The sequence below is a fragment of the Flavobacterium sp. genome (genome assembly GCF_028689845.1).
Classification (GTDB): domain Bacteria; phylum Bacteroidota; class Bacteroidia; order Flavobacteriales; family Flavobacteriaceae; genus Flavobacterium.
This window is the reverse complement of the sequence record NZ_JAQVCH010000035.1, coordinates 1-24,789: the sequence shown is the minus strand read 5'-3', so window position 1 is coordinate 24,789 and position 24,789 is coordinate 1. Positions and strand designations below refer to the sequence as shown.

Sequence of the window (24,789 nt, the reverse complement as noted above, 5' to 3'; positions counted from 1 at the left end):
TTTAAAATGAAGTCTACAAGATTCTTCACTCCCAAAATTTGCTGTAAAACTGAATAAATTCATTGCTTTTTTTATCAAAAATAATACTTTTTATTTAATTATGGGTAATTACGGACAATCAAAAAAACCAACATTAAAAACCAACATGGTGATTAAAAAGTATATTTTTTTCATATTTCTAACTATTATTAATTTCTATCTTGTTTTAGTATTTTAACTCCTGCATCACCTTTATCGGTTTTGATATTCACTACATAAATTCCCATGGGCAAACCTTGCATGTCAATAGGCACTGTTCGTTCTTTTATCGGGAATTGTTGTAGAATATGCCCTGCTAAATCAACTAAAGTTGCTGTTCCTTTTGTGAACTCAAAGCCAACAATCACATTTGTGAAATCTATTGCTGGATTTGGTATTGCCTCAACTTTAACTTTGTCTTTAACTTTTTTATCTTTATCCTTTAATTTTACAACCCAAAAATCATTACCTCCTTTGCTAGAATTTCTGTCATCTGAAATTGCTCCTTTACTAGTTCCAGCCATTAAATAACCTCCATCACGAGTTTCTATAACTTTTTTCAAAATATCTTCGCCTTTACTGCCTACTTCTTTTCGCCATATTTCTTCGCCTTTAGGGTTTAGTTTGATGGCGACATAATCGGATGTGCCTTTTTTCATGTTTTCTGGTTCTTCCGCTTTACTTTTAGATTTCCCAACTTTAGAGGCTGGAGCACTTTTTCTAATAATGCGTTCGCCTTGAGTATATCCGCCCAATAAAATGGTTTGGTCGTCATTTTCTAATAAAGAGGTTAACACATCCATTTTCCCTATATTATAGGTTTCTTGCCAAAGGATAGTTTGTTCATCATTTAATTTGATGACCCAAAAATCGGTACCGCTTTCATTCTTACTTAATTTATCTTCACTAGTTTCTGAATTTGAATTACCGCCTAAAAGATAATTTCCATCATTGGTAGTAGTTACTACATATAACTGATCGTCTTTATTACCGCCAATTACTTTTTGCCATAATTCTTTCCCATCTTCATCTATTCGAATAACCCAAAAATCAGATTGTCCTCTGTTTTTTTGTGATTTTGTTCCATTGTCTAGAGAATTAGAACTTCCACCTAATAAAAAACCACCGTCTTTGGTTTGGGTAATACTGCGAAGTTCATCCGAGTAATTACCGCCAAAACTTTGTTGCCATTCTATTTTGCCATTTTTATCTAATTTCAATACCCAATAATCAGTTCCACCATAGTTTGGAGTAGTTTTATCTGCTGATTCTTCGGAGTCAGAAGTTCCCCCAATAATAAAACCACCATCTCGAGTACGCATAGCACAAGTCAGTTCATCTTGTCCACTTCCACCAATGGTTTTTTGCCAAAGCTCTCCACCTTTTGCATCCAATTTGATTATCCAAAAATCAGAACCTCCTTTGTTTTTATCTTTCTTATCTAACCCTTTTTCTGATTCAGAAGAACCTGCCAATAAAAAGCCTCCTTCATTGGTTAAAACAACTACTCGTAATTTGTCTTGAGCATTTCCACCCATACTTTTTTGCCATTCAAACTCCCCTTTTTCATTCATTTTCCAAACCCAATAATCCATGTCTCCGCGGCTATTCTGGTCTTTATTCCCTGATTTGTTTGAAACAGAACTACCAGCTAAAATAAAACCATAGTCAGGAGTTGGTATAACATCAAATAGAAAATCCGCTTGTTTGCCACCAAAACTTTTTTCCCATAGAATATCTTGAGAAAATACCTTTTCACTAAAAACATTACACCATAATGTTAGAAAGAAAATAAAGAGGAGATTTTTTTTCATAAAAAAATATTAAGGAGTTCTTTTAAAATTTTAATAAAACTTTAACAATACTAATAATATAAAACTTATCATGCAATACCTAGATTTAGGGATATTGACAATATCCCTAAATCTAGGTAGAGTTTGTTTATGAAAAATGAAAAATTTCTGAACAATTAATTTAAAGGAGAAAAAATTTAAAAAGTAATAATCAGTTTAATAGAATATATCAGTAGGATAAATTGAATTACTATAAATTATATTTTAAAGTGAATATATTAGGTGTTATTTTGAGTTAAATTTTAATAGGCATATAATAATATTTTATAACCTAGCCTGTTTTTTGCTCAAATTAAATTTTTATTCAATTTCAAAACATTTATGATCTATTCTTCTTTTATATTTTTGGAAATGAAAAAGTAATGGTGATTTAATAATAAATATAATGCTTATTCAAATGCAAATATTCATCTTTGAAAATCAAACACATTGACATTAAAAGAATTAAAAATGAAATAATTTATGCCATCTCAAAAAAACAAACTCATTTACACGTAAATCATACGTTAGATTTACGCATAAACATTCCATTTACAAACTTCCCGAATAATCCTCAGGTAACACCGCATCAATATCCCGTAAATATTTATTCAATGCATCCATAGTTGCATGTCCTGAAATGAGCATTAATTTACTTTTGGCTTCATTAGGGGTCATCGTTTTTGCAAAGTCAGTATATAACTTAGTGATGAATGTATGTCGGAAACTATACAAACCGTAATTACTTCCCAATTTAAAATGGTCTTTTACTTTTTTGAATCGTTTGGAAAAATAATCTCGCTTATTCGTTTCTTCTGTATCCCACACCCCTCCTATTCCTTCTGGTGTAAATAAATCCCAGTTTATATCCATTTTTGATAAGTCAGGTAATTCTTTTAGAAGAATTTCAGGTATAATTTTCGTTTTAACTGGACTATTTTTAGCTTTAAAATAGAGTTTCTTTCCAACGGTATCAATGTCGCCTACTTTTAATCTTCCTATTTCAATTGGTCTTAAAAAACCATAGCCAACAAACTTGACGTATAACAACAAATGCGGATCGTTTTCTTCCATGTATTTGAAAATATCCGTTTGTAAAGTCTCCGTATAGGTTTTGTTTCGTTCGGGCGTCGATTTTAAAACATTGATTTTTTTGACAAAATTCTCTTTGATGAGTTCATTGTCCTCTAAGGTCTGAAAAATAGAACCAATATCAATTCTTGCATTATTTCTAGTTCGGGCACTGGTCTTATCCAATACGTCATTTAAGTAATCAATGACGTTCTTTTTGGTTACGGATTGAATTGATTTTCCTTCCATACCATTTTCATTCAACCACTTTTCAAACTTGTTTAAATTACTTCTAAAATTAGGGAGCGAAGTTTTACTCAGCACATTTTCCTTAATCTTTAAAACTAAAGCTAAAGATTCTTTGATAGGATGCAATACGATGATTGGCTCATTACTCTTTTCTTCAGTAACGACAAGATGCTCCTTTGTAGATTCTACTGTTTCTTTTTTTGCTATTGGTTTTTTTACAGTTAAATTCGATAGCGTTGGTTGAACGGATTCTGCCTCATTGGGGTCGTTTCCATTATCCAAAAACAATTGCAAAGCCTGTTGATATTTCTTCAAAATGGCTAGACGTTGCCTTTTATTTTTATACCGATTTGCTCCCCCTTTGATATTTGTTTGTCTTTCCATTTTTCCAGTCAACTTATTTCGAAAGGAAAAATACACATACCAATCTTTGGCTAAAGCATCATTTTGTTGTTCTTTGGAGAGTTTATTCCACATCGAAATAGCAACACCACCAGTAAAGATTTTAGGCTCAGAAAAATTAATTTTCATTTTAAAAACGTGTACGTTTTCGTGTACGTTTTGTAAAAGTAATAAAATTGGAGACATAAAAAAAACGGATTGTGTATACAATCCGTTTAATTTTAAGGAGTTAACCTAGTAGCGGGAACAGGACTCGAACCTGTGACCTTCGGGTTATGAGCCCGACGAGCTGCCTACTGCTCTATCCCGCGATTTGTGAGTGCAAATATACAACGATTATCTGTAAATGCAAGTATATTATGAAAACTTTTTCATTTATAGCTTTTAAAGTCGCCTAGGCATTGCGGCTGTGTACGTTATGTTTTATTCTGTTTGTATAAAAAGTAAAGATGACTTTTTTAAAACTTATTCAAAATGGCAATCCCATAAGAATTTCTAAATATTCTATAAAATTCTAACAACTAGCCTGCCCTAACTTTGTATTAGTTCAATTAAACTAAACGCTAGAAATTATTTACTTCTTGAATTAGCATTAAATGAACAAGCTAATTATTAACCAATAAAACCTATTATTATGTTACGATGGACAGTTATTTTTATTATTTTGGCAATAGTTGCTGGAATTTTTGGATTCGGAGGAATAGCCGCTGGTGCTGCTAGTATCGCGAAAGTATTATTCTTTATTTTTATTGTACTTTTTATCTTAACTTTAATTAGTGGAAGAAAAAAAATATAAAAAACGAAAAACGAAACCCTAATAGACTATTCTTTTTTTTGCTCTTTTTCTTTCTTTTTGAAATAGCTTTTAAAGAAAAAATTGTGTTTCAAGGCTTCTAAATTTTCGTCTAATTTTTTACTTGCTTGATTTAAGTTGATCATAGTTGAATCGATTTGTTTGACCAATTTCGGATTGTTTGAAAGGTAATTTAGTACGCCATCCCCTTCTTTTACATTGGTGATGGTTTGATTTAAATTCGCTAATAAAACATCCAGCTGCACACTCGATTGCTCAACATTAGCCACTGTTCTTTTTAATTGATGAGCAACTGCGGTGTCGTTTAACACCCCGATGACATTATTTTCATTTTGCAAAGAAGTGATTAATTGATTTAATTTTTGTGCAGATTCGGTGGCTCCTTTAGTCGTTAATTTGATATAATTGATAGTCTGGCTCAACTCCTTTGCAAACAATGTATCGTTTAATAAAACGCCAATAGTACCTTTTCCTGTACGGATTTGGTTGGTTATTTTTATCAAATCTTCGGTTAAAACCGCAGCATTATCATTTGTTACGCTTAAGGTTTTCATCATATCATCGGTTTTAACGCGGTTATGGGTCTTAATTTGGTCTCCTGGCTGAAGTGCTATTCCGGAACCTTTACCTGGATTAATATTAATTACCATATTTCCCACTAATCCGTCAGAACCAATGATAGCCACCGCATCGTTTTTAATATGCGTTAGGATTTTAGTATCCACAACCATTCGCACTTCTATCATCGTATCGTTTTTCATTTCCATTTCTCGAACCGTTCCTACATTTATCCCAGAAAAACGTACATTATTACCAATTTGCAATCCATTTACATTCGTAAAGACTGCCGTGATAATCGCTGTATTACCGAACATGTTTTTCTTACTTCCAATGAAATAAACCGTTGCGATAAATAGCAAAAGGCCTATAATAACAAAGACGCCTAGTTTAATTTTTTGATTAGTTGATTTTTCCATACATTTTTTATTTAAAAAAAGCCTGCACTTTTTCATCTTTTAGTTGCGTTAATTCCTCAAAAGTGCCCTCTGCATAATTTATTCCGTCCACTAACAAAATCATTCGATTAGAAATTACACGAGCACAATCGATATCATGGGTGATGATGATGGCTGAAGTTTTATACTTTTGTTGAATTGATTTCATTAATTCAATAATTTCTTTGGATGTAATGGGATCCAACCCCGTTGTGGGTTCATCATATAAAATAATCTTTGGCTTTAAAATTAAGGTCCGAGCCAAGGCAATACGTCGCTTCATTCCGCCAGAGAGCTCATTAGGCATCAAATCAATGGCGTGAGCCAACCCCACACTTTCCAAGGCCTCTAACACTAAAGGAGTTGTGTCTTTGACTACTCCAAATTTTTGTGAATGTCTTCTTAACGGAAATTCTAAATTTTCGCGAACGGACATCGAATCATATAACGCACTTCCTTGAAATAAAAATCCAATTTCAGTGCGTAACTCATCCATTTCATCTCTGGATAATTGATTGATATCGTTATCCATGATTTTGATTGTGCCACTACTTATCGATTCCAATCCAATAATACATTTTATCAAAACTGATTTGCCTGATCCCGATTTGCCCATAACCACCACGTTTTCACCTTCAAGTAAAGTCATCGTAAAACCATTTAAAACGTGGTTAGTTCCAAAACTTTTATGTACATTTTGGACTTCAATTACTGCTTTTCTATCGGTTTTATTCTTTTCCATTTTAAATATCGTAAAATATATTGGCTACAAACACGGCCATAAAATCAATTACAAAAAGCAACATCGAAGTAAATACTACCGCCGAATTAGCTGCAATTCCAACTCCAGCTGTGCCTTTTTTACAAGTATATCCTTTAAAGCACCCTACTAACCCGATGGCAAAACCAAAAAAGAACGTTTTAATGGTCGCTGGCATTAAATCGACAAATTCTAAATGTTTAAAAACTTGGTTAAAATAAAGTAAGAACGAGACATTTCCTTTAATATTTTCTACTAAATAAGAACCATAAATTGCAATCACATCGCCAAAAATAACCAATATGGGCAACATAAACGTCGTGGCTAAAATGCGAGTTACCACTAAATATTTAAAAGGATTAGTTCCCGAAACTTCCATGGCGTCAATTTGTTCGGTAACCCGCATCGAACCAATTTCAGCTCCGATACCCGAACCAATTTTTCCAGCACAAATTAAAGCAATGATAATGGGGCCAATCTCACGAATTATGGAAATACTCACCATCGAAGGCATCCAAGATACGGCACCAAATTGTTGCAAAGTGGGACGGGATTGCAACGTAAAAACGATTCCAATAATAAATCCTGTCATAGCCACCAAAAACAACGATTGGATTCCGATAAGATAACATTGCCTAAAAAACTCATTGGTTTCGAAGGGACGTCGAAAAGTTTCTTTAAAAAACCGACCCGCAAAATAAGCCAACTCTCCAATTTCAGCGAGAAAGGATTTTACATTTTCAGTTATTCTTGTAATTATCTTCATCTAAAACGATTCGTTTACGAGCGGCTATCTTGAAAGTAAAGTTATGACTTTTAATTCGTTTTAGCATCCTTGAAATTGAATAATAACACGTCCGCTAAAATCGGTTTTTAGGTTTAAAATCGTATTGCAATTTATAAAGATGCACGAATTATCAATTGGCTGTTGTTTTCGATTTGGGCCTTTGTATTGGAGAAAATCATATCTACTAATGTAAATCCCATTGCTTTAAAATCAGTAGAAATGGTTGTAATTCCATTAGCGACAATTTTTTTTAAAGAGGTGTCATTATAAGAAATGATTCCAAAATCTACACCTAAATCTAAATTTTGTAGCTTGGCTTGTTCAATTACTTGCACTAAGTGACGATCGTTCGGAATAACATAAACTGTCCCTTTTTCTATGGTTTGCATATCAAAATCTGGAATTACTTTATGTTTAAAAGAAAAATCAGTGGTGAAATTTAAAAACCCCTCTACCATCCCTAACGGTTCTTTATATCCAGGAAAAATCAAAATCAATTGCTCATATTTAGCTAATTTCTCCTTTGCCTGAACCAGAGCCTGATACATATCTTTCACAAAATTTTGATAAACCGAAGGATAATCTGCCAATTCCGAATTGGTTTGGTCTAAAATATACACTTCGTTTTTAGGTAAGGTTTTAATAATAGCGGCCGCTCCAACCAAATTAGTGGGCATAATTATGTATTTAGAATAATCACCCTTACTTTCATTAATCAACTTGCGAAACATAGCTAGATTAAAATGATGGAAAAAAATATCAATGTGGGCTTTTTCTCCAATTGCCTCTAAAATAGAAGAATACAAGTCTTCTTTAAACGAATTCAATTCATCAAAAAGCACAAAAAACCGATGGTCAAAACTAAACTCTACACTCTTGATGTAATATCCTTTTCCTAAAATAGCATAAACAATTCCACGCTTTTTTAACTCCTCATACGCCAATAAAACGGTATCACGAGAAATACCGAATTCCAAGCAAACTTTATTGAGCGAAGGCAAACGATCTCCTTTTTTTATTCTTTTTTCAAGGATGGCAACCTCAACCGACTGAACGAGTTGTTTGTATTTTGGAACAGCTGATTTTGTCTCTAATGAAAATAATTTCATACCTCAAATAATTAACTGGTAGCAAGATAGTTAAAAACTGGTAGGTACTGGTATGTTTATAGCTTTTTGTTTGATACTTTTGAACTTACATTCATTTTTAAACCAGCAAAAAATGTCCCTTACCTCCGCAGATACAATAGTTGACATAAAATCCTTTGGACTTCTAACCTCCATCAATGAAGTACTATGCTATACCTTAAAAAATAAAAACGGCATGGAATTATCTGTTATTAATTATGGAGCAACGATTACTTCGTTGAAAGTTCCGCTAAATGATGCTGAAAAAATTGATGTCGTTTTGGGTTTTGAAAACCTAGATGATTACATCCACTCCTATTCACTCCCAAGTGCTCCTTATTTTGGGGCAGTAGTAGGACGTTATGCCGGAAGAATAAATAAAGGACAATTTCCACTTTACGGAAAAGAAATAATATTAACAAAAAATCACGGCAATCATCACTTACATGGGGGCGTTTCCGGTTTTAGCCAACAGTTTTGGAAAGTAAAAAAAATAAACGGAGGCGATTATCCTTCTATAAAATTAGAATATGTGAGCCACAATGAAGAAGAAGGTTTTCCGGGAATGTTGGTGGCTGAAGTAACCTATATGCTTACAGAAAGTAATCAAGTAATTGTTGATTTTCATGCTTACAGCACAGAAGATACCGTTATTAATTTAACGCAACACACCTATTTTAATTTGGAAGGACAGCACACCAGCATAAAGAATCAAGAAGTGACAATATATGCAAATGCTTTTTTAGATACTACTGCAGAAAACATCCCAACAGGTGAAATTAAACGTGTAGACCAAACTGAATTCGATTTTACAAACGCTAAAAAAGTTCCTTCGGAAATCGACCATACGTTTGTCTTAGAAAAAAATCAAAAAGTGGCTGCTGTATTAGAAAGTCAAAAAAATAAATTAAAAATGACGGTATTAACCGATCAACCCGCGGTTCATGTGTATGTTGGCGGGGATTGCTTTGGGGAACTCCCGGGAAAAAACAATGCTGCTTATCATTCACAAAGTGGTATTTGTTTTGAAACGCAAAATTATCCCGATGCTCCCAATCATGAAAATTTTCCGAATTCATTTCTAAAAAAAGGAAATCGATACCATCATCAAACCATTTTTGCGTTTGAAAAAATCTAATCCTATGAAGAAAATACTTTTATATTTTTTAATCAGTTTTGTAACGTTGTGGATTTCTAGTTGTTCTAAAGAAGACAGTCCAATACCTGATTCGCCGCCAGTTGACGATACGTTTATTCGAGCAGCAGACATGTCTTATTTGCCTTTAATGGAAAGTGAAAACACGGTATTTTATAATGCCGACAACCAACCCGAAATCGCATTGACTACCCTGAAAAATGCGGGTTGCAACACAATACGAATGCGGCTTTGGAAAAACCCATCCGACAGCCACTCTAGCTTTAACGAAGTTAAAGCTTATGCTCAACGCGTCAAACAAGCCGGAATGAAAGTATGGCTCACCGTACATTATTCGGATACTTGGGCGGATCCCGGACAGCAAGCCACTCCAGCAGCATGGCAAAATTTAACGTTTTCAGCTTTAAAAACAGCGGTTAAGGACTATACCGCGTCCATAATTACAGAAATTCAACCAGACATAATCCAAATTGGAAACGAAATTAATAGTGGTTTTTTATGGCCAAAAGGAAACTTAATTAGTCAAGAAAGTCAATGTTTAGAATTACTTTCCGCCACAAGTGCAACCATTCGAGCACAATCTCCTACCACCAAAATCATGCTTCATTATGCTGGAATTGGTGCTGATGCCACTTGGTTTTTTAACAAAATGAATTCCGTTGATTATGATTATATCGGCTTATCCTATTATCCTATTTGGCACGGTAAAAATTTAAACGACGTTAAAAGTTCCATTACTGCTTTAGGCCAAACACATAATAAGAAAGTTCTCATCGCAGAAACTGCCTATGCATTTACCTTAAATTGGAATGATTGGACAAATAATATCATTGGGGAACAAAGCCAATTGCTTTCAACTTTTCCAGCAACACCAGATGGCCAAAAAGATTACCTTCTTGCCATCAAAAAACTTTTAAAAGAAACCAATTACGGAATCGGTTTTGCCTATTGGGGAACCGAATGGATAGCATTTCGCGGTAATGAATCTACTAATGGCTCAAGTTGGGAGAACCAAGCGTTATGGGATTTTGAAAATAAAGCTTTGCCTGCAATGGCCGTTTTTAATCAATAATAGTTCGTATGAAAAAAATTCAAACACTCGTTATGCTTTTAGTAAGCGTAACGGTCTTTTCTCAAAATAAATTTACCTTTTCTAAAGGTGCCGATGTAAGTTGGCTGCCCCAAATGGAAGCAACTGGATATCAATTTTATGATGCCGATGGCTCTAAAAAAGATTGTTTGCAATTATTAAAAGACCGAGGAATGAATACGGTTCGCTTGCGTGTTTTCGTCAATCCTTCCAGTGACAAAGCGAGTGGCCATTGTAGCAAAGAAGAAACGGTAGCTTTTGCTGTTCGAGCACAAAAAATGGGCTTCCGCATTATGATTAATTTTCACTACAGTGATTCGTGGGCCGATCCAGGAAAACAAAATAAACCTGCTGCTTGGAAAGACCTTCCGTTTGACCAATTAGCCCAAGAAGTTTACCAGCATACGTTTGACGTAATGACCGCTTTAAAAAAAGCAAACGTAAAAACAGAATGGGTTCAAGTGGGTAATGAAATTCCTGGCGGTATGTTGTGGCCCGATGGAAGCACTGACAATTGGGTACAATTAGGCCGGCTTTTAAACAAAGGCTATGATGCCGTGAAAGCGGTTGATTCCGATATCAAAGTGATTGTGCATGTTGATGAAGGAGACAATAATGCGAAATTTAGAACATTCTTTGACAATGCCACCGCTCAAAACGTGAAATATGATGTTATTGGGCTTTCGTATTATCCTTTTTGGGTAAAAAAAGATTATACCGAAACTATTGCTAATTTAGAATTCAATTTAAATGACATGGTCACCCGTTATCATAAAGAGGTTATGATTGTAGAAGTAGGAGGCGAATATGACAAAGTTGAAAACACTAAAGCATTGTTAGAAGCAACTATTAAAGCCGTAAAAAACATTCCAAACAACAAAGGCTTAGGCGTTTTATATTGGGAACCTCAAGGCGAGAAAAGTTGGAGTGGTTATAGTTTGAGTGCTTGGCTGCCAGACGGAAAACCTTCGCCAGCATTGGATGCATTTAAGGATTAATTTAGATATAAATTCGGGAATAAGCGGCAAAATAACTGCAAATGTATCAATGACATGCGTTTATACTAACTAAAATCAGTAGCTAAAAATGAAACACGCTATTCTACTTTGCTTCACTACTTTCATTTTATTTTCCTGTAGTGAAAAATTAGCATCCAACGGTCGGACAAAAATCAACTTTGGGTCTGATTGGACTTTTTCTAAAGATTCGACTTCTTTAGATTGGGAAAAAATCACTTTGCCTCATTCCGCTCAACTGGAGCCTTTGGTTGTTAATAGCCAATGGCAAGGCGATTGTTGGTATCAAAAAACTTTTGATTATTCTATGACCGATGACAAAGTCTTTCTTTATTTTGAAGGTGTCATGCACGAAGCAACCGTTTGGATAAACGGGCAGTTTTTGATGCATCATCAAGGTGGCTATTTGCCATTTACCGTCGATTTGACCAACCGTTTAAAACCAACTGGAAATATACTTATCGTCAAAGTTAACAATACCGATAATGCTCAAATCCCACCTGGAAAACCATTAAAAGAACTCGATTTTAATTACTATGGCGGAATTTACCGAAATGTTTATTTGATAAGAACTAATAAAACGTATATCACAGATGCGATTCATACCAACGAAGTCAATAGTGGCGGAATCATTGTGAATTTTGATAAGGTTTCAAAAGAAAAAGCAACTGGAACTGTCAAAATTCATGTAAAAAATGACGATTCAAAAGCAAAGAAAATAAATGCGACAATCACCTTTGTAAACGGGGATGAAAAAATTTCATTTTCGACTAAAGAAGTTATACTTGAACCAAATTCAGACGCATCGTTTTTACAAAACATTGAAATTGCAAATCCAAAATTATGGGGAATTGAAAAGCCAAATTTATATGAAGTTGCAATTAATTTAGTTTCCGAAAATCAAATCGTGGATAGACAAATTTTAAAAATAGGCATCCGAAAAGCAGAATTAAAAGCCGATGGTTTTTATTTGAATGATGAAAAATTATTCCTCAACGGTACCAATCGCCATCAAGAATATCCGTATGTTGGCTATGCCCTTTCGGATGAAGCCAATTACCGTGATGCGGTGAAAATTAAAAACGCAGGTTTTGATTTCGTGCGTTTGTCGCATTATCCGCAAACGGAATCCTTCTTAAAAGCGTGTGATGAATTGGGTCTGTTGACGATGAATTGTATTTCGGGCTGGCAATTTACGGGGGATGAAAAATTCATCCAAAACTCATACCAAGAAATTCGCGATTTAGCCCGAAGAGACCGAAATCATCCGAGTGTTATTTTTTGGGAAGTTTCGCTGAATGAAAGCGATATGAAAGAACCGTACATGCAAAAAGCAAATGAAATCTTGAAAGCAGAGTTGCCTTATCATCGTATTTACACCGCTGGTTGGATTGACAATCTGAACTATGACCTTTATATTCCGGCTCGTCAACACGGAAAAGCACCTCTTTATTGGAATGACTACGAAAATGGAAACCGTAAAAACCTCATTGCCGAATATGGCGACTGGGAATATTATGCTCAAAATGCAGGTTTTAATCAAACGACTTATGCTAATTTAAAAGACGAAGAACGCACCAGCCGTCAGTTGCGAGGTTTTGGCGAAAAACGTCTTTTGCAACAAGCGTTTAATTATCAAGAAGCATTTAATTCGAATTTGAAAGGAAAAAACACCATCGGTCAAGCCAATTGGTTGATGTTCGACTATAACCGCGGTTATGCAGATGATCTTGAAAGCTCTGGCATTAGCGATATCTTCCGAATTCCGAAATTTGCTTTTTACTTTTACCAAAGTCAGCGTTCGCCCGATGTAAAATTAAACGAAAAATTAATTTCAGGACCAATGGTGCATATTGCAAGCTATTGGAATGAAAAATCATCTTTGGCAATAACCGTTTTTAGTAATTGTGACGAAGTGGCTTTGTATTTAAACAACGTTTTAATTAGCAAACAAAAACCAAAAAAGAATGAATTTTCAAGTGAATTGCCGCATCCGCCATTTCAGTTTAACCTAGATGAATACCAAAAAGGAACCCTTAAGGCAGTTGGATTTTTAAATAGTAAACCCGTTACGGAACACACTGTTCTAACTGCAGGAGAACCGTCCAAAATTGTTTTGAATTATGATTTATCAACCATCAAAATCAATCCTAATGGCAGGGACATTCTTTTTGTGTATGCTTCTGTTACAGACGAAAACGGAACAGTCGTTTCAGATTCCAACGTCCCCATTACCTTTTCTATTGAAGGTGAAAACGCCGAATTAATTGGTCAAAACCCCATGCCTGCCGAAGCTGGTATCGCTGCTATTTTGCTAAGAACAAACTCCTTTAAAAAACCGATACTGCTCAAAGCGAAAGCAAAGAATTTACCCGAAGCGACACTTGAATTAAAACCATGAAAAAGAAATTACTAAAAGCGACCTCGGAACTTTTTGAAAAACAATTTCAAAAACAACCGCAAGCCCTCTTCTTATCGCCAGGAAGAATCAATATTATTGGCGAACATGTAGATTATAACGATGGTTTTGTGCTTCCAGCAGCAATCAATAAATACATTTGCTTTGCTATTTCTAAAAACGACACTGGTGTTTGTACGCTTGTTGCTAAAGATTTAAACGACACTTATCAGTTTCACATCAACGATGATTTACAACCCGTTGATAAAATGTGGGTCAATTACCTACTCGGTGTGTTACAGCAGTTAAAAACAAAAGGTTTTACTGAAAAAGGTTTTGAAGTTGTTTTTAGCAGTTCGATTCCGATGGGAGCTGGATTGTCCTCTTCGGCAGCTTTAGAATGTGGCTTTGGATTTGCTTTAAATTCCTTGTTTAATTTGAAATTAACCAAACAAGAAATCGCTTTAATCGGACAAAAGTCGGAACACACCTTTGTTGGAGTTAAATGTGGTATCATGGACCAATTTGCAAGTGTTTTTGGCAAAAAGAATAAGGTCATCAAATTAGATTGCACCTCCTTAGCGTATGCCTACCATCGAGCAGATTTTAAAAAATATTCCCTACTTTTATTGGATAGTAATGTAAAACACACGCATCTTACTTCGGGGTACAATACGCGAAGAACAGAAGTGGAAAACGGCTTAGCCATCCTTAAAAATAAATTTTCATCGGTGAACAGTTTTAGAGATTGTACCGAAGAACAAGTACAGCTTTTACGAGCCGATTTAGGCGAAACATTGTATAAGCGAACGCACTTTGTAGTGAATGAAATTAGACGAGTACATGAAGCTGTTGCCGCTTTAGACGCCAATGATTTTAGCAAATTAGGGCAATTGATGTTTGAAACCCACGATGGATTATCGGCAGAATATGAAGTGAGTTGTGACGAATTAGACTTTCTAGTTGATTTTGTTCAATCAGAAAAAACAGTAATCGGCTCCCGAATGATGGGCGGAGGTTTTGGTGGTTGTTCTATCAATTTAATAGAAAAAGGAACAGAAAAAGAATTGTTTGATAAAATTTCAAAAGCATATCAGGCATCTTTTGGAATTGAATTAACCGCTTATAAAATTAAAATTTCAAAAGGAACATCAAAAATTAAACAGCGTCAATACAACCAATTATTTTCTGAAAAGTAATAAACTATGCAAACTTTCAACACCAACGAGCATCCACACCGACGTTATAATCCACTTTTAGACGAATGGATTTTGGTATCGCCGCATCGCACCAAAAGACCATGGCAAGGCCAAAATGAAAAAAACGCAGCAGTTGATTTGCCTCTTTATGATGAAAATTGTTATTTATGTCCCGGAAACGAACGTTCAAACGGAATGGTAAATCCGGATTATACGGATTGTTTTGTATTTGAAAATGATTTTTCGGCTCTATTGCAAGAAGAAGTTGATTATGAATCGGTTTCGAAATCTTCTTTTTTTCAATTAAAACCAGAAAGAGGAATTAATAAAGTGGTTTGTTTTTCTCCAAATCACAACTTGACTATCCCAGAGATGGCGGTAGAAGACATCCAAAAAATAATTGAAACTTGGAAACGCGAATATGCAGAATTAGGCAGTCATTCGTTTATTAATTATGTGCAAATTTTTGAAAACAAAGGAGCTATTATGGGTTGCAGTAATCCGCATCCACACGGACAAATTTGGGCACAATCATCTTTACCAACACAAGTTGAAAAAACACAAAAAAATTTAGAAAACTATTATAAAACTCATCAAAAAAGTCTGTTAAAAGCCTATTTGGAGGACGAATTAAAATCAAAAGAGCGACTTGTTTTAGAAAATGACCATTTTGCTGTAATCGTTCCTTTTTGGGCTACTTGGCCGTATGAAACAATCGTCATTAGCAAAAGACATTTTGGAAGTATTATGGCAATGACAAAATCAGAAACCATCGCTTTTGCTGAAATCTTAAAAGGAATAACAGTTAAATACGACAATCTTTTTGAATCCTCTTTTCCCTATTCCGCAGGAATACATCAAATGCCAACAGACCAATTAGCTCATCCCGAATGGCATTTTCATATGCATTTTTATCCGCCTTTGTTACGCAGTGCCTCCATCAAAAAATTTATGGTAGGTTATGAACTTTTAGGAGAAGCTCAACGCGATATTTCTCCTGAAAAAAGTGCTTTGATTTTAAGAAATTTGCCGTTATTGCATTATAAATTAAAATAATATTCTAATTCTTCGCTTATGAATACGGGTTTTGTTGCACTTGATTATATTGTTTTTATCGCGTATGCCGTTTTAATTTTAGGCGTTGGTCTTTGGATGTCTCGCAGTAAAAAAGGGCACCAAAAAAATGCTGAAGATTATTTTTTAGCGAGCAAGTCATTGCCTTGGTGGGCTATTGGAACTTCTTTAATTGCCGCTAATATTTCAGCCGAACAATTTATTGGCATGTCGGGCTCAGGTTTTGCAGTAGGTTTAGCTATTTCTTCTTATGAATGGATGGCCGCGATTACCCTACTCATTGTTGGAAAATATTTTTTGCCTATTTTCATTGAAAAAGGAATTTATACGATTCCAGAATTTGTAGAAAAACGATTTTCCACAAATTTAAAAACCATTTTAGCCGTATTTTGGGTGGCTTTATATGTTTTTGTTAACATTACCTCGGTGTTATATTTAGGAGCACTAGCCATGAATACGATTATGGGTGTGGATATGATGTGGGCCATCATTGGGCTTTCGTTGTTTGCAGCCGCTTATTCCATCTATGGTGGATTAGCTTCGATTGCATGGACAGATGCTATTCAGGTCGTTTTTTTAATCATTGGCGGGTTAGCCACAACCTACTTAGCATTAGATACCGTTTCAAACGGACAAGGTATTTTGGAAGGTATTGGTATTATTTATGACAAAGCTCCTTCTAAATTTTCTATGATTTTAGAGGAATCGAACCCAGAATATCTAAATCTTCCGGGTATTGGTGTTTTAGTAGGCGGCCTTTGGGTTGCCAACTTATATTATTGGGGATTTAATCAATATATTATTCAACGTGCCTTGGCAGCTAAATCTTTAAAAGAAGCCCAAAAAGGAATTGTTTTAGCCGCTTTTTTAAAATTATTAATTCCTTTTATTGTCGTCATTCCTGGAATTGCAGCCTACGTGATTGTGAATAATCCCGAAATGCTAGCTCGGTTAGGTGCTGATGGCTTAATCAATATTCCGAGTGACGCTGCCGCGGATAAAGCCTATCCGTGGTTAATTCAATTTTTACCATCTGGGTTAAAAGGTTTGGCTTTTGTAGCTTTAACTGCGGCAATCGTTTCTTCGCTGGCCTCGATGTTGAATTCTACTGCTACTATTTTTACAATGGACATATATAAACAGTACGTTAATAAAAATTCGGATGATAAAAATACAGTTCGAATTGGCCGTTTGACTTCTGTAGTTGCGTTAGTAACTGGTGCCATTGTAGCACCGCTATTAGGCGGAATTAACCAAGCATTTCAATTTATTCAAGAATATACGGGCGTTGTTAGTCCGGGCATCTTAGCTATCTTTTTATTAGGATTGTTTTGGAAAAAAACGACGAACAAAGCCGCTATTTGGGGAGCTTTAGTTTCTATTCCTATTGCTCTATTTTTTAAAGTCGGACCAAAAGGTTGGGCATCGGGTTCCTCTTTCGAATCTATTTTTCCGAGTGTTCCCTTCTTAGACCAAATGGGTTATACTACACTATTAACCGCGGCTTTTATCATGCTTATGAGTTATATTCAAAATAAAGGAGCAAATGATTCACGAAGTTTTGAATTGCGAAGTGAAACGTTTAAAACAAACTCAGCATTCAACATTAGTGCTTTTGCGATATGTTTAATTTTGGCATTTTTATACGCTTTCTTTTGGGCATAAAAAAACTTGCTATTTGGGGTTAGCAAGTTTTTTAGTTTGGATAGCGGTTCTAGAATTTAATCAGGAGAACCAACTACACCTGTATTATCTGTGATTAAAGGTAAACGTACCGCTAATCCTTTTTCATTTAACATCGTCATCTGGAAGGTATCTTTTTTAGCTAGTGCATAAGAAATCAAACCGTTGAATTTGTTATAAGAAATATTCATTTCCTTCAAGTTTTTTAATTTTTCTAATTCAAAAGGAACTTGACCGATAAAGTTATTTTCAAATAAACTTAGATTTTCTAAAGCTGTCATGTTTTCAACTTCATAACTTAATCTGCCTGAAAAATGATTGCTATTAAGCATTAATACTTTTAAGTTTTTTAAATTATATAAAGAAGCTGGTAATTCACCTTCTAAATTATTATTGTATAAGGATAAGTTTTCTAATTGTGATAAACTCCCAATTTCAGATGGCAATTGTCCTGTTAAATTATTCATGTATAATTCTAATGATTTCAATGCTTGTGCATTTCCAATTGAAACAGGAATAACACCAGTTAATCTATTAAAAGAAACATTAAGGTTTTTTAAAGATTTTAATTCGCCTATAGTAACAGGCAAACTACCACTTATTTCATTTTTAAATAAATCTAAAGTCTCCAAATACTGAAGCTTATTAATTTCAGCTGGAATTTCACCTTTTAGATTATTATTCTGTAATATCAATCCGACTACTTTGTTCTCTTTAACCTTTACGCCATACCATGTAGTTGGTGATGCAGTTAAATCCCATGTCTTAGTCCATTGCTTGCCATTAGTCGCGTGATAAAATTTTATCAAGGCCTCTTTTTCGGATACAGAAACTTCTGCAAAAGACAAAAAAGAGACAAATAAAAGTAGCACGGTTGAAGTAATTGTTTTCATAAGTCTATTAAATTTGGGTTTGACGATGTAAACATACACACAAGTATCGACATAATGCAAATATAATCGATGAAATGCATATATATTAAATATTTTATGGTTTTTACTTACAAATATCATTAAAAAGCAGTTATGAATTAGTTCATTTTTAGACAATTAAGGAGTTGGTAAAAATAGGTCAGTCTCAAAGTCAAACTATTTTATAAACATTTGTTAAATAAGATTTAAACATTACGTCTATCGTAATGAAAAAGGTAAATTTGCTTTCTTTACATTTTCTCACTTATTCTAAAATTGCCTTTACTGCTCATGAAAATAAAAAACTTACTTTTAATTCTATTGTCAATATGTATTGTTGGTTTAATTGGCTACAGAATAATGGTCAATAGCAAACAAAATGAAATGGCCAATCAAAGAGGAATGGCTCCAAAAATGCCAAATCAGGTGAATGCTGTTGTTTTGCAACCCATCAAATTTGCAAATGAACTCACCATATCTGGAACAATTGATGCCAATGAACAGATTGAACTTCGCAGTGAAGTATCGGGCGTCGTACAAGGCATTTATTTTAAAGAAGGAAGTTTTGTCTCCAAAGGACAAACTTTAGTAAAGGTGAACGATATTGAATTAAGAGCTCAATTATCTCAAGCTAAAACACAACTCACCTTAGCCACCGAAAATGAACGAAGAGCAAAATTGCTTTTACAAAAAGAAGCCATAAGCCAAGAGGAATATGATGTGGCTTTTGCCGAAAAGCAATCCACACAAGCCAATACGCAACTCATTCAGGCTCAAATTGCGAAAACCTCAATAGTGGCTCCTTTTTCAGGAAAAATTGGATTGCGATCTATTTCACCCGGTTCGTATGTAACGCCCACTACCTTAATTGCCAAATTAGTAAATAACAGTCAAGTAAAAATTACTTTTTCTATCCCAGAAAAATACAGCAATTTAATCAAATCAAATACGGAGCTTACTTTTACGACAACGGGTTCAAAAGAAACTTTTTCAGGAAAAGTATATGCTATCGAACCTGCAGTTGAACAAACCACACGAACGATTCAAATTAGAGCTTTAGCTGAAAACAAAGACGAGAAACTCATTCCGGGTACATTTGCCAATATTATCTTGCCTTTAGAAGACATAACCGACGCCTTATTAGTTCCTACCGAAGCCATTATTCCGATACAAAACGGAAAAAAAGTATTTATTTCTGAAAAAGGAATGGCTAAAGAAGTAGTGATTGAAACAGGAACACGAACAGAAAAAGAAATTTTAGTTACCGATGGCTTAAAAGCAGGTGATACGGTAATCACTTCCGGGATTATGTCGCTTAAAAACGGAGCTCCTTTAAAAATAACTGTGACTAAAAAATAATCCATGAGTCTTTCTACACTAAGTATAAAACGGCCTGTTTTAACCATTGTAATGAACTTACTGATTATCCTTTTTGGAATAATCGGTTATACGTATTTGGGTGTGCGAGAATTTCCTTCCATCGACCCCGCTCAAATTAGTGTTCAAACAAATTATACGGGTGCAAATGCCGATATTATCGAATCGCAAATTACCGAACCCTTAGAAAAAGCGATTAATTCAATTGATGGGATTCGGAATATTTCATCCACAAGTGCTCAAGGCACTAGTGTGATTACCATCGAATTTAATTTAGATAAAAATTTAGAAGAAGCCGCGAATGATGTGCGAGACAAAGTCTCACAAGCTGTTCGAAGTCTTCCACAAGATATTACCGCTCCGCCCGTAGTTTCAAAAGCAGATGCCAACTCCGACCCTATTCTGACTATGACCATGAAAAGTGAGAATAAAAACGTGTTGGAATTAACCGATTATGCCGAAAACGTTATTCTACAACGGCTACAAACTATTCCGGGCGTAAGTAGTGTTCAAATTTGGGGACAACGAAAATATGCGATGCGGTTGTGGATTGATCCCATTAAATTAAATGCTTTTGGCATCACTTCTATAGACGTTTTGAATGCCCTAAACAAACAAAATGTCGAATTACCTTCTGGAAAATTAACAGGTGAAAACACCGAATTAACAGTAAAAACACTCGGAAATCTATCGACAGAAGAAGAATTTAATAATATTATTGTCAAATCAGAGGGCGACAAAATTGTTCGTTTTTCTGATGTAGGAAAAGCGAGCTTAGAAGCAGAAAATTTAGAAACACGTTTAAGCGACTCTGGTCAAACCATGATTGGATTGGCGATTACGCCACAACCAGGAACAAATTACTTAGCCATTTCCGAAGAGTTTTATAAACAATTTGAAGAGCTCAAAAAAGATTTGCCAAAAGATTTTGAGTTAAATGTTGCCATCGATTCAACTATATTTATTAAAAAAGCAATTTTTGAAGTCGCAGAAACATTACTGATAGCCTTGTTGCTAGTTACCTTAGTTATTTATTTGTTTTTTAGAGATTGGGCTATTGCGTTTCGACCTTTAATTGACATCCCGGTTTCTTTAATTGCTACTTTTTTCATCATGTATATTTTTGGATTTTCCATTAATGTTTTGACCTTATTGGCCATTGTATTAGCAACCGGCTTAGTGGTAGATGATGGAATTGTGGTGACCGAAAATATTTTCAAAAAAGTAGAAGAAGGAATGTCGCCCATTGAAGCAGCCATTAAAGGCTCGAATGAAATCTTTTTTGCGATTATTTCAATTTCCGTGACATTAGCCGCTGTTTTTCTACCCATCATCTTTTTAGAAGGATTTGTGGGGCAATTGTTTCGAGAGTTTGGAATTGTAATTGGTGCCGCGGTGCTCATTTCTGCCTTTGTTTCCTTGAGTTTAACGCCAATGTTAAATGCCTACTTGATGAAAGGCGGCAAACAAAAACGTTCTAAATTTTATGAAAGGACAGAACCTTTTTATCAAAATTTAAATAAAAGTTACGCTCAATCCTTAGGAAAATTTATGACAAAAAAATGGTTAAGTTTTCCTATTCTAATTCTATGTTTGGGATTGTCTTATCTTTTTTATAGTTTACTTCAAAAAGAAACGGCACCGTATGACGACCGTAGTATGGTTTTAGTAAACGTTACTGCCCAAGAAGGAGCAACTTATGATTACATGGATCGGTTTATGCAGGATTTATCCCAATTAATTACCGATTCCATTCCAGAGAAAAAAGTCAGTTTAATTGTGACTTCGCCTGGATTTGGTGTAGGAGCGGTTAACCGTGGATTTGCTCGTCTTTCATTAATCGACCCAGAAGATCGGGAAAAATCTCAAAAAGACATTGCCAATCAATTAACGCAATTAACTAAAGGCTTTAATGATGCTAAAACCTCGGTGTCAGAACAGCCCACAATTTCTGTTAACCGCCGTGGTGGATTGCCCATTCAATTTATTATTCAAGCCAAAAACTTTGAAAAATTGCAGGAAAAAATTCCTCTATTTATGGAAGAAGCCTCCCAAGACCCAACTTTTTCAGTAACCGATGTGAACTTGAAATTCAACAAACCTGAAATTTATGTTACTATTAACCGAGAAAAAGCAGAATCAATGGGTGTTTCCGTGTTAGATGTCGCCGAAACATTACAGCTTTCGTTAAGTGGTCAACGTTTTGGTTATTTTTTAATGAATGGAAAACAGTATCAAGTTCTTGGACAATTTGACAAAAAAGACCGAGATAAACCAATGGATTTAACGTCAATTTTTGTGCGAAGCTCTAACGGACAACTGATACAATTAGACAATTTAGTCACCATTGACGAACAAAGTAGTCCGCCACAACTTTATCACAACAATCGCTATATGTCAGCCACGGTTTCTGCAGGTTTAGCACCCGGAAAAAGTATTGGCGATGGTATAGAAGCCATGGAACGCATTAAAGAAAAGGTTTTAGATGACACCTTTACGACCGATTTAGGTGGCGAATCTCGTGATTTTGCAGAAAGTAGCTCGAATACCATGTTTGCTTTTGGATTGGCTTTACTCTTAATATTTTTAATTTTAGCCGGACAATTTGAAAGTTTTATCGACCCCTTTATTATTATTTTAACGGTACCGATGGCTGTGGCAGGAGCCTTATTCTCCTTATGGCTATTTGGTCAAACTTGGAATATTTTTAGTCAAATTGGTACGGTCATGTTAATTGGATTAGTGACCAAGAACGGTATTTTAATTGTAGAGTTTGCCAATCAATTACGTGAACAAGGCAAAACCAAATACGAAGCAATTATGGAAGCTTCAGAATCGCGATTACGCCCCATTTTAATGACGAGTTTAACAATTGCCTTAGGTGCAATGCCAATTGCTGTTTCGTTAGGAGCAGCTTCGCAAAGCAGAATGGGAATGGGAATTGTCATTGTAGGCGGAACCGTTTTCTCATTGATTTTGACCTTATATGTTATTCCTGCTGTTTATATGATGTGGTCGCGTGAAAAGAAACACCTTGCCGAATTAGACCATGCCGATGAATATGAAAAAGAAGTGTCGTAATGAATTTAAAAATGAAAAAAAATCTCTTTATACTTGCCTTAATATGTTGTCCATGGTGGAGCTTTGGACAAACATTGCTAACATTAGAAGAAGCTGTTGGGCTTACGTTAGAAAATAATTTCGATATCCGCATTGCGAAAAACGAGGTTAAAATTTCGGAAGAAAATGTTACGCTTGGAAACGCTGGAATGTTGCCTCGTGTCAACGGAATTTTAACAAACAATAATACCATATTAAACACCACTCAAACCCAATCAAATGGGAATGAAGTTGAAATTGATGGAGCTAAAAACCTCAATTTAAATTATGGTTTGGGATTGGAATGGACAATTTTTGATGGCTTTCGAATGTTTGCACGACACAATCAACTGAAAGAATTGCAGAAATTAGGCGAAACCGAGCTAAAAGTTGAATTATTATCGAAAGTAAGTGAGGTTTATGAAACGTACTTTTTGCTAGTCAATCAGCAACACTTACTTACGACAGCGGATAGTATCATTGCCATTTCTGAATTTCGGTTGAAAACCGCACAGAATAAATTTACTATCGGTAAAGCTTCAAAATTAGATGTTCTAAATGCCGAAGTCGATTTTAACACAGATAATTCAGCTAAAATAAGACTACAAGAACAATATTTAATTACAAAAATCTTATTAAACAATCTATTAATTCGGCCTTCGGATACTGATTTTATAGTAAGCGATGCTATTTTAATTGATGATTCTTTGAAACTAAACGACCTGAATTCTTTAGCCTTATCTCAAAATCCAAGTTTACAAATTCAATATTTGAATAAAAAAATTCAAGAATATGAATTGAAACAAGTAAAGGCCAATCGGATGCCTACTATTAGTTTAACTTCGGGCTATAGTTTTCTTCGCTCAGAATCGCCATTTGGATTTATTACACAAACCAAAGGGCAGAATTTTAACTACGGAGTTTCTGCTTCTATCAATGTTTTTGATGGTTTTAATCAAAATAGGAGCGAAAAAATTTCGAAAATTCAAGTCGAAAACACGCAATTACTAATTGAAAAACAAACGCAAACCATATTAACCCAATTAGCTGCTTTATACCAATCATATTTATCTAATTTGGCATTACTAGCGTTAGAGCGAAAAAATGAAAAAATAGCCAAGCAAAACTTAGAGATTACCTTAGACAAATTTAAAATCGGAACAATTTCACCTATCGATTTTAGAACCGCCCAATTGAATTATACCAACGCCATCATTCGGTTAACCAATGCAGAATTAATAGCCAAACAAACCGAAATTAACTTAAAAGAACTCGCCGGAAATTTAAGTTTTTAAGCACTTTAAAAAAGAAATGAATTTTTTAATTTATATTTGGTTCACTAACCAAAAATATTTTTAAAATGGAAATGAATTTTTATGCCGTTTTAGTAGCCGCTTTAGCTCCTTTGGCTGTTGGTTCACTTTGGTACAGTCCAATACTTTTTGGCAAAGTTTGGATGAAAGAAACTGGTTTAACAGAAGCGGAATTAAAAAAAGGAAGTATGCTCAAAATATTTGGGTTAACTTTTATCTTTTCAGTGATGGTGGCCATAGTAATCCAAATGCTTAGCGTACATCAATATGGCCCTTTAGGAATGATTGGTGGGCCAGATTTCATTGGAACCGCAAAACCATCCTATGCCGCCTTTATGTCTGATTATGGTACTGCGTTTAGATCTTTTAAACACGGAGCTTTACACGGTTTAATGAGCGGTTTATTTTTGGCCTTACC

General features: G+C 34.8%; 19 protein-coding genes and 1 tRNA gene. 12 read left to right on the top strand and 8 right to left on the bottom strand.

Features of this window, described 5'->3' with window-relative positions; genetic code table 11:
* Nucleotides 1–188 precede the first annotated feature (188 nt).
* The 3 genes from PHR76_RS11440 to PHR76_RS11430 all read right to left on the bottom strand — a co-directional run bounded on the left by PHR76_RS11440 (nucleotide 189) and on the right by PHR76_RS11430 (nucleotide 3,883).
* The gene (locus PHR76_RS11440) at nucleotides 189–1,832 is read right to left on the bottom strand and encodes a T9SS type A sorting domain-containing protein (protein WP_300062657.1); all 1,644 of its coding nucleotides are present in this window, start codon (nucleotides 1,830–1,832) and stop codon (nucleotides 189–191) included.
* 570 nt (nucleotides 1,833–2,402) lie between these two features.
* Nucleotides 2,403–3,701, bottom strand: coding sequence for a site-specific integrase (locus PHR76_RS11435; protein ID WP_300062654.1), 1,299 nt, complete (start codon nucleotides 3,699–3,701; stop codon nucleotides 2,403–2,405).
* Nucleotides 3,702–3,810: 109 nt separating this feature from the next.
* Nucleotides 3,811–3,883, bottom strand: a tRNA-Met gene (locus PHR76_RS11430).
* A gap of 323 nt (nucleotides 3,884–4,206) precedes the next feature.
* On the opposite strand from PHR76_RS11430, the gene PHR76_RS11425 reads away from it, so the two are divergent.
* Nucleotides 4,207–4,368 carry a DUF1328 family protein gene (locus PHR76_RS11425; protein WP_300062651.1) on the top strand — a complete coding sequence of 54 codons (162 nt, stop codon included), beginning with the start codon at nucleotides 4,207–4,209 and terminating at the stop codon, nucleotides 4,366–4,368.
* Nucleotides 4,369–4,394: 26 nt separating this feature from the next.
* On the opposite strand, the gene PHR76_RS11420 is transcribed toward PHR76_RS11425, so the two are convergent.
* The 4 genes from PHR76_RS11420 to PHR76_RS11405 all read right to left on the bottom strand — a co-directional run bounded on the left by PHR76_RS11420 (nucleotide 4,395) and on the right by PHR76_RS11405 (nucleotide 8,037).
* A complete protein-coding gene (locus PHR76_RS11420) occupies nucleotides 4,395–5,363 on the bottom strand; it encodes an MlaD family protein (protein WP_300062648.1) in 969 nt (322 codons plus the stop codon).
* A gap of 7 nt (nucleotides 5,364–5,370) precedes the next feature.
* Entirely contained in the window at nucleotides 5,371–6,123 is a 753-nt protein-coding gene (locus PHR76_RS11415; protein ID WP_300062645.1) for an ATP-binding cassette domain-containing protein, read from the bottom strand.
* A 1-nt stretch (nucleotide 6,124) separates the two neighbouring features.
* Nucleotides 6,125–6,907 (bottom strand): ABC transporter permease, encoded by a 783-nt coding sequence (locus tag PHR76_RS11410; protein WP_300062642.1) that lies wholly within the window; start codon nucleotides 6,905–6,907, stop codon nucleotides 6,125–6,127.
* Nucleotides 6,908–7,038: 131 nt separating this feature from the next.
* On the bottom strand, nucleotides 7,039–8,037 hold the full coding sequence (locus PHR76_RS11405; protein WP_300062639.1) for a GntR family transcriptional regulator: 999 nt from the start codon (nucleotides 8,035–8,037) through the stop codon (nucleotides 7,039–7,041).
* A 112-nt stretch (nucleotides 8,038–8,149) separates the two neighbouring features.
* Between PHR76_RS11405 and PHR76_RS11400 the strand changes: the two genes are divergently transcribed.
* The 7 genes from PHR76_RS11400 to PHR76_RS11370 all read left to right on the top strand — a co-directional run bounded on the left by PHR76_RS11400 (nucleotide 8,150) and on the right by PHR76_RS11370 (nucleotide 17,653).
* The gene (locus PHR76_RS11400) at nucleotides 8,150–9,193 is read left to right on the top strand and encodes an aldose epimerase family protein (protein ID WP_300062636.1); all 1,044 of its coding nucleotides are present in this window, start codon (nucleotides 8,150–8,152) and stop codon (nucleotides 9,191–9,193) included.
* A gap of 4 nt (nucleotides 9,194–9,197) precedes the next feature.
* The gene (locus PHR76_RS11395) at nucleotides 9,198–10,283 is read left to right on the top strand and encodes a glycosyl hydrolase 53 family protein (protein WP_300062633.1); all 1,086 of its coding nucleotides are present in this window, start codon (nucleotides 9,198–9,200) and stop codon (nucleotides 10,281–10,283) included.
* A gap of 8 nt (nucleotides 10,284–10,291) precedes the next feature.
* Entirely contained in the window at nucleotides 10,292–11,299 is a 1,008-nt protein-coding gene (locus PHR76_RS11390; RefSeq protein WP_300062630.1) for a glycosyl hydrolase 53 family protein, read from the top strand.
* Between the two features lie 88 nt (nucleotides 11,300–11,387).
* Nucleotides 11,388–13,718 carry a glycoside hydrolase family 2 TIM barrel-domain containing protein gene (locus PHR76_RS11385; protein WP_300062627.1) on the top strand — a complete coding sequence of 777 codons (2,331 nt, stop codon included), beginning with the start codon at nucleotides 11,388–11,390 and terminating at the stop codon, nucleotides 13,716–13,718.
* Complete coding sequence (gene galK, locus PHR76_RS11380; RefSeq protein WP_300062624.1) at nucleotides 13,715–14,914, top strand: galactokinase; 1,200 nt, start codon at nucleotides 13,715–13,717, stop codon at nucleotides 14,912–14,914. Before PHR76_RS11385 ends, galK begins: the two co-directional genes overlap by 4 nt.
* A gap of 6 nt (nucleotides 14,915–14,920) precedes the next feature.
* Nucleotides 14,921–15,970: a UDP-glucose--hexose-1-phosphate uridylyltransferase gene (locus PHR76_RS11375; protein WP_300062621.1), complete on the top strand. Its 1,050-nt coding sequence runs from the start codon at nucleotides 14,921–14,923 to the stop codon at nucleotides 15,968–15,970.
* An 18-nt stretch (nucleotides 15,971–15,988) separates the two neighbouring features.
* A complete protein-coding gene (locus PHR76_RS11370) occupies nucleotides 15,989–17,653 on the top strand; it encodes a sodium/sugar symporter (RefSeq protein WP_300062618.1) in 1,665 nt (554 codons plus the stop codon).
* 56 nt (nucleotides 17,654–17,709) lie between these two features.
* Here PHR76_RS11370 and PHR76_RS11365 read toward each other — a convergent pair whose 3' ends face one another.
* Nucleotides 17,710–18,564, bottom strand: coding sequence for a Two component regulator three Y domain protein (locus PHR76_RS11365; protein WP_300062616.1), 855 nt, complete (start codon nucleotides 18,562–18,564; stop codon nucleotides 17,710–17,712).
* A 309-nt stretch (nucleotides 18,565–18,873) separates the two neighbouring features.
* On the opposite strand from PHR76_RS11365, the gene PHR76_RS11360 reads away from it, so the two are divergent.
* The 4 genes from PHR76_RS11360 to PHR76_RS11345 all read left to right on the top strand — a co-directional run.
* Complete coding sequence (locus tag PHR76_RS11360) at nucleotides 18,874–19,941, top strand: efflux RND transporter periplasmic adaptor subunit (protein WP_300062613.1); 1,068 nt, start codon at nucleotides 18,874–18,876, stop codon at nucleotides 19,939–19,941.
* 3 nt (nucleotides 19,942–19,944) lie between these two features.
* Nucleotides 19,945–23,040 (top strand): efflux RND transporter permease subunit, encoded by a 3,096-nt coding sequence (locus PHR76_RS11355; protein WP_300062610.1) that lies wholly within the window; start codon nucleotides 19,945–19,947, stop codon nucleotides 23,038–23,040.
* Between the two features lie 11 nt (nucleotides 23,041–23,051).
* Nucleotides 23,052–24,353, top strand: coding sequence for a TolC family protein (locus PHR76_RS11350; protein WP_300062607.1), 1,302 nt, complete (start codon nucleotides 23,052–23,054; stop codon nucleotides 24,351–24,353).
* Nucleotides 24,354–24,418: 65 nt separating this feature from the next.
* A partial coding sequence (locus PHR76_RS11345) for a DUF1761 domain-containing protein (protein ID WP_300062604.1) occupies nucleotides 24,419–24,789 on the top strand: 371 nt, incomplete at its 3' end.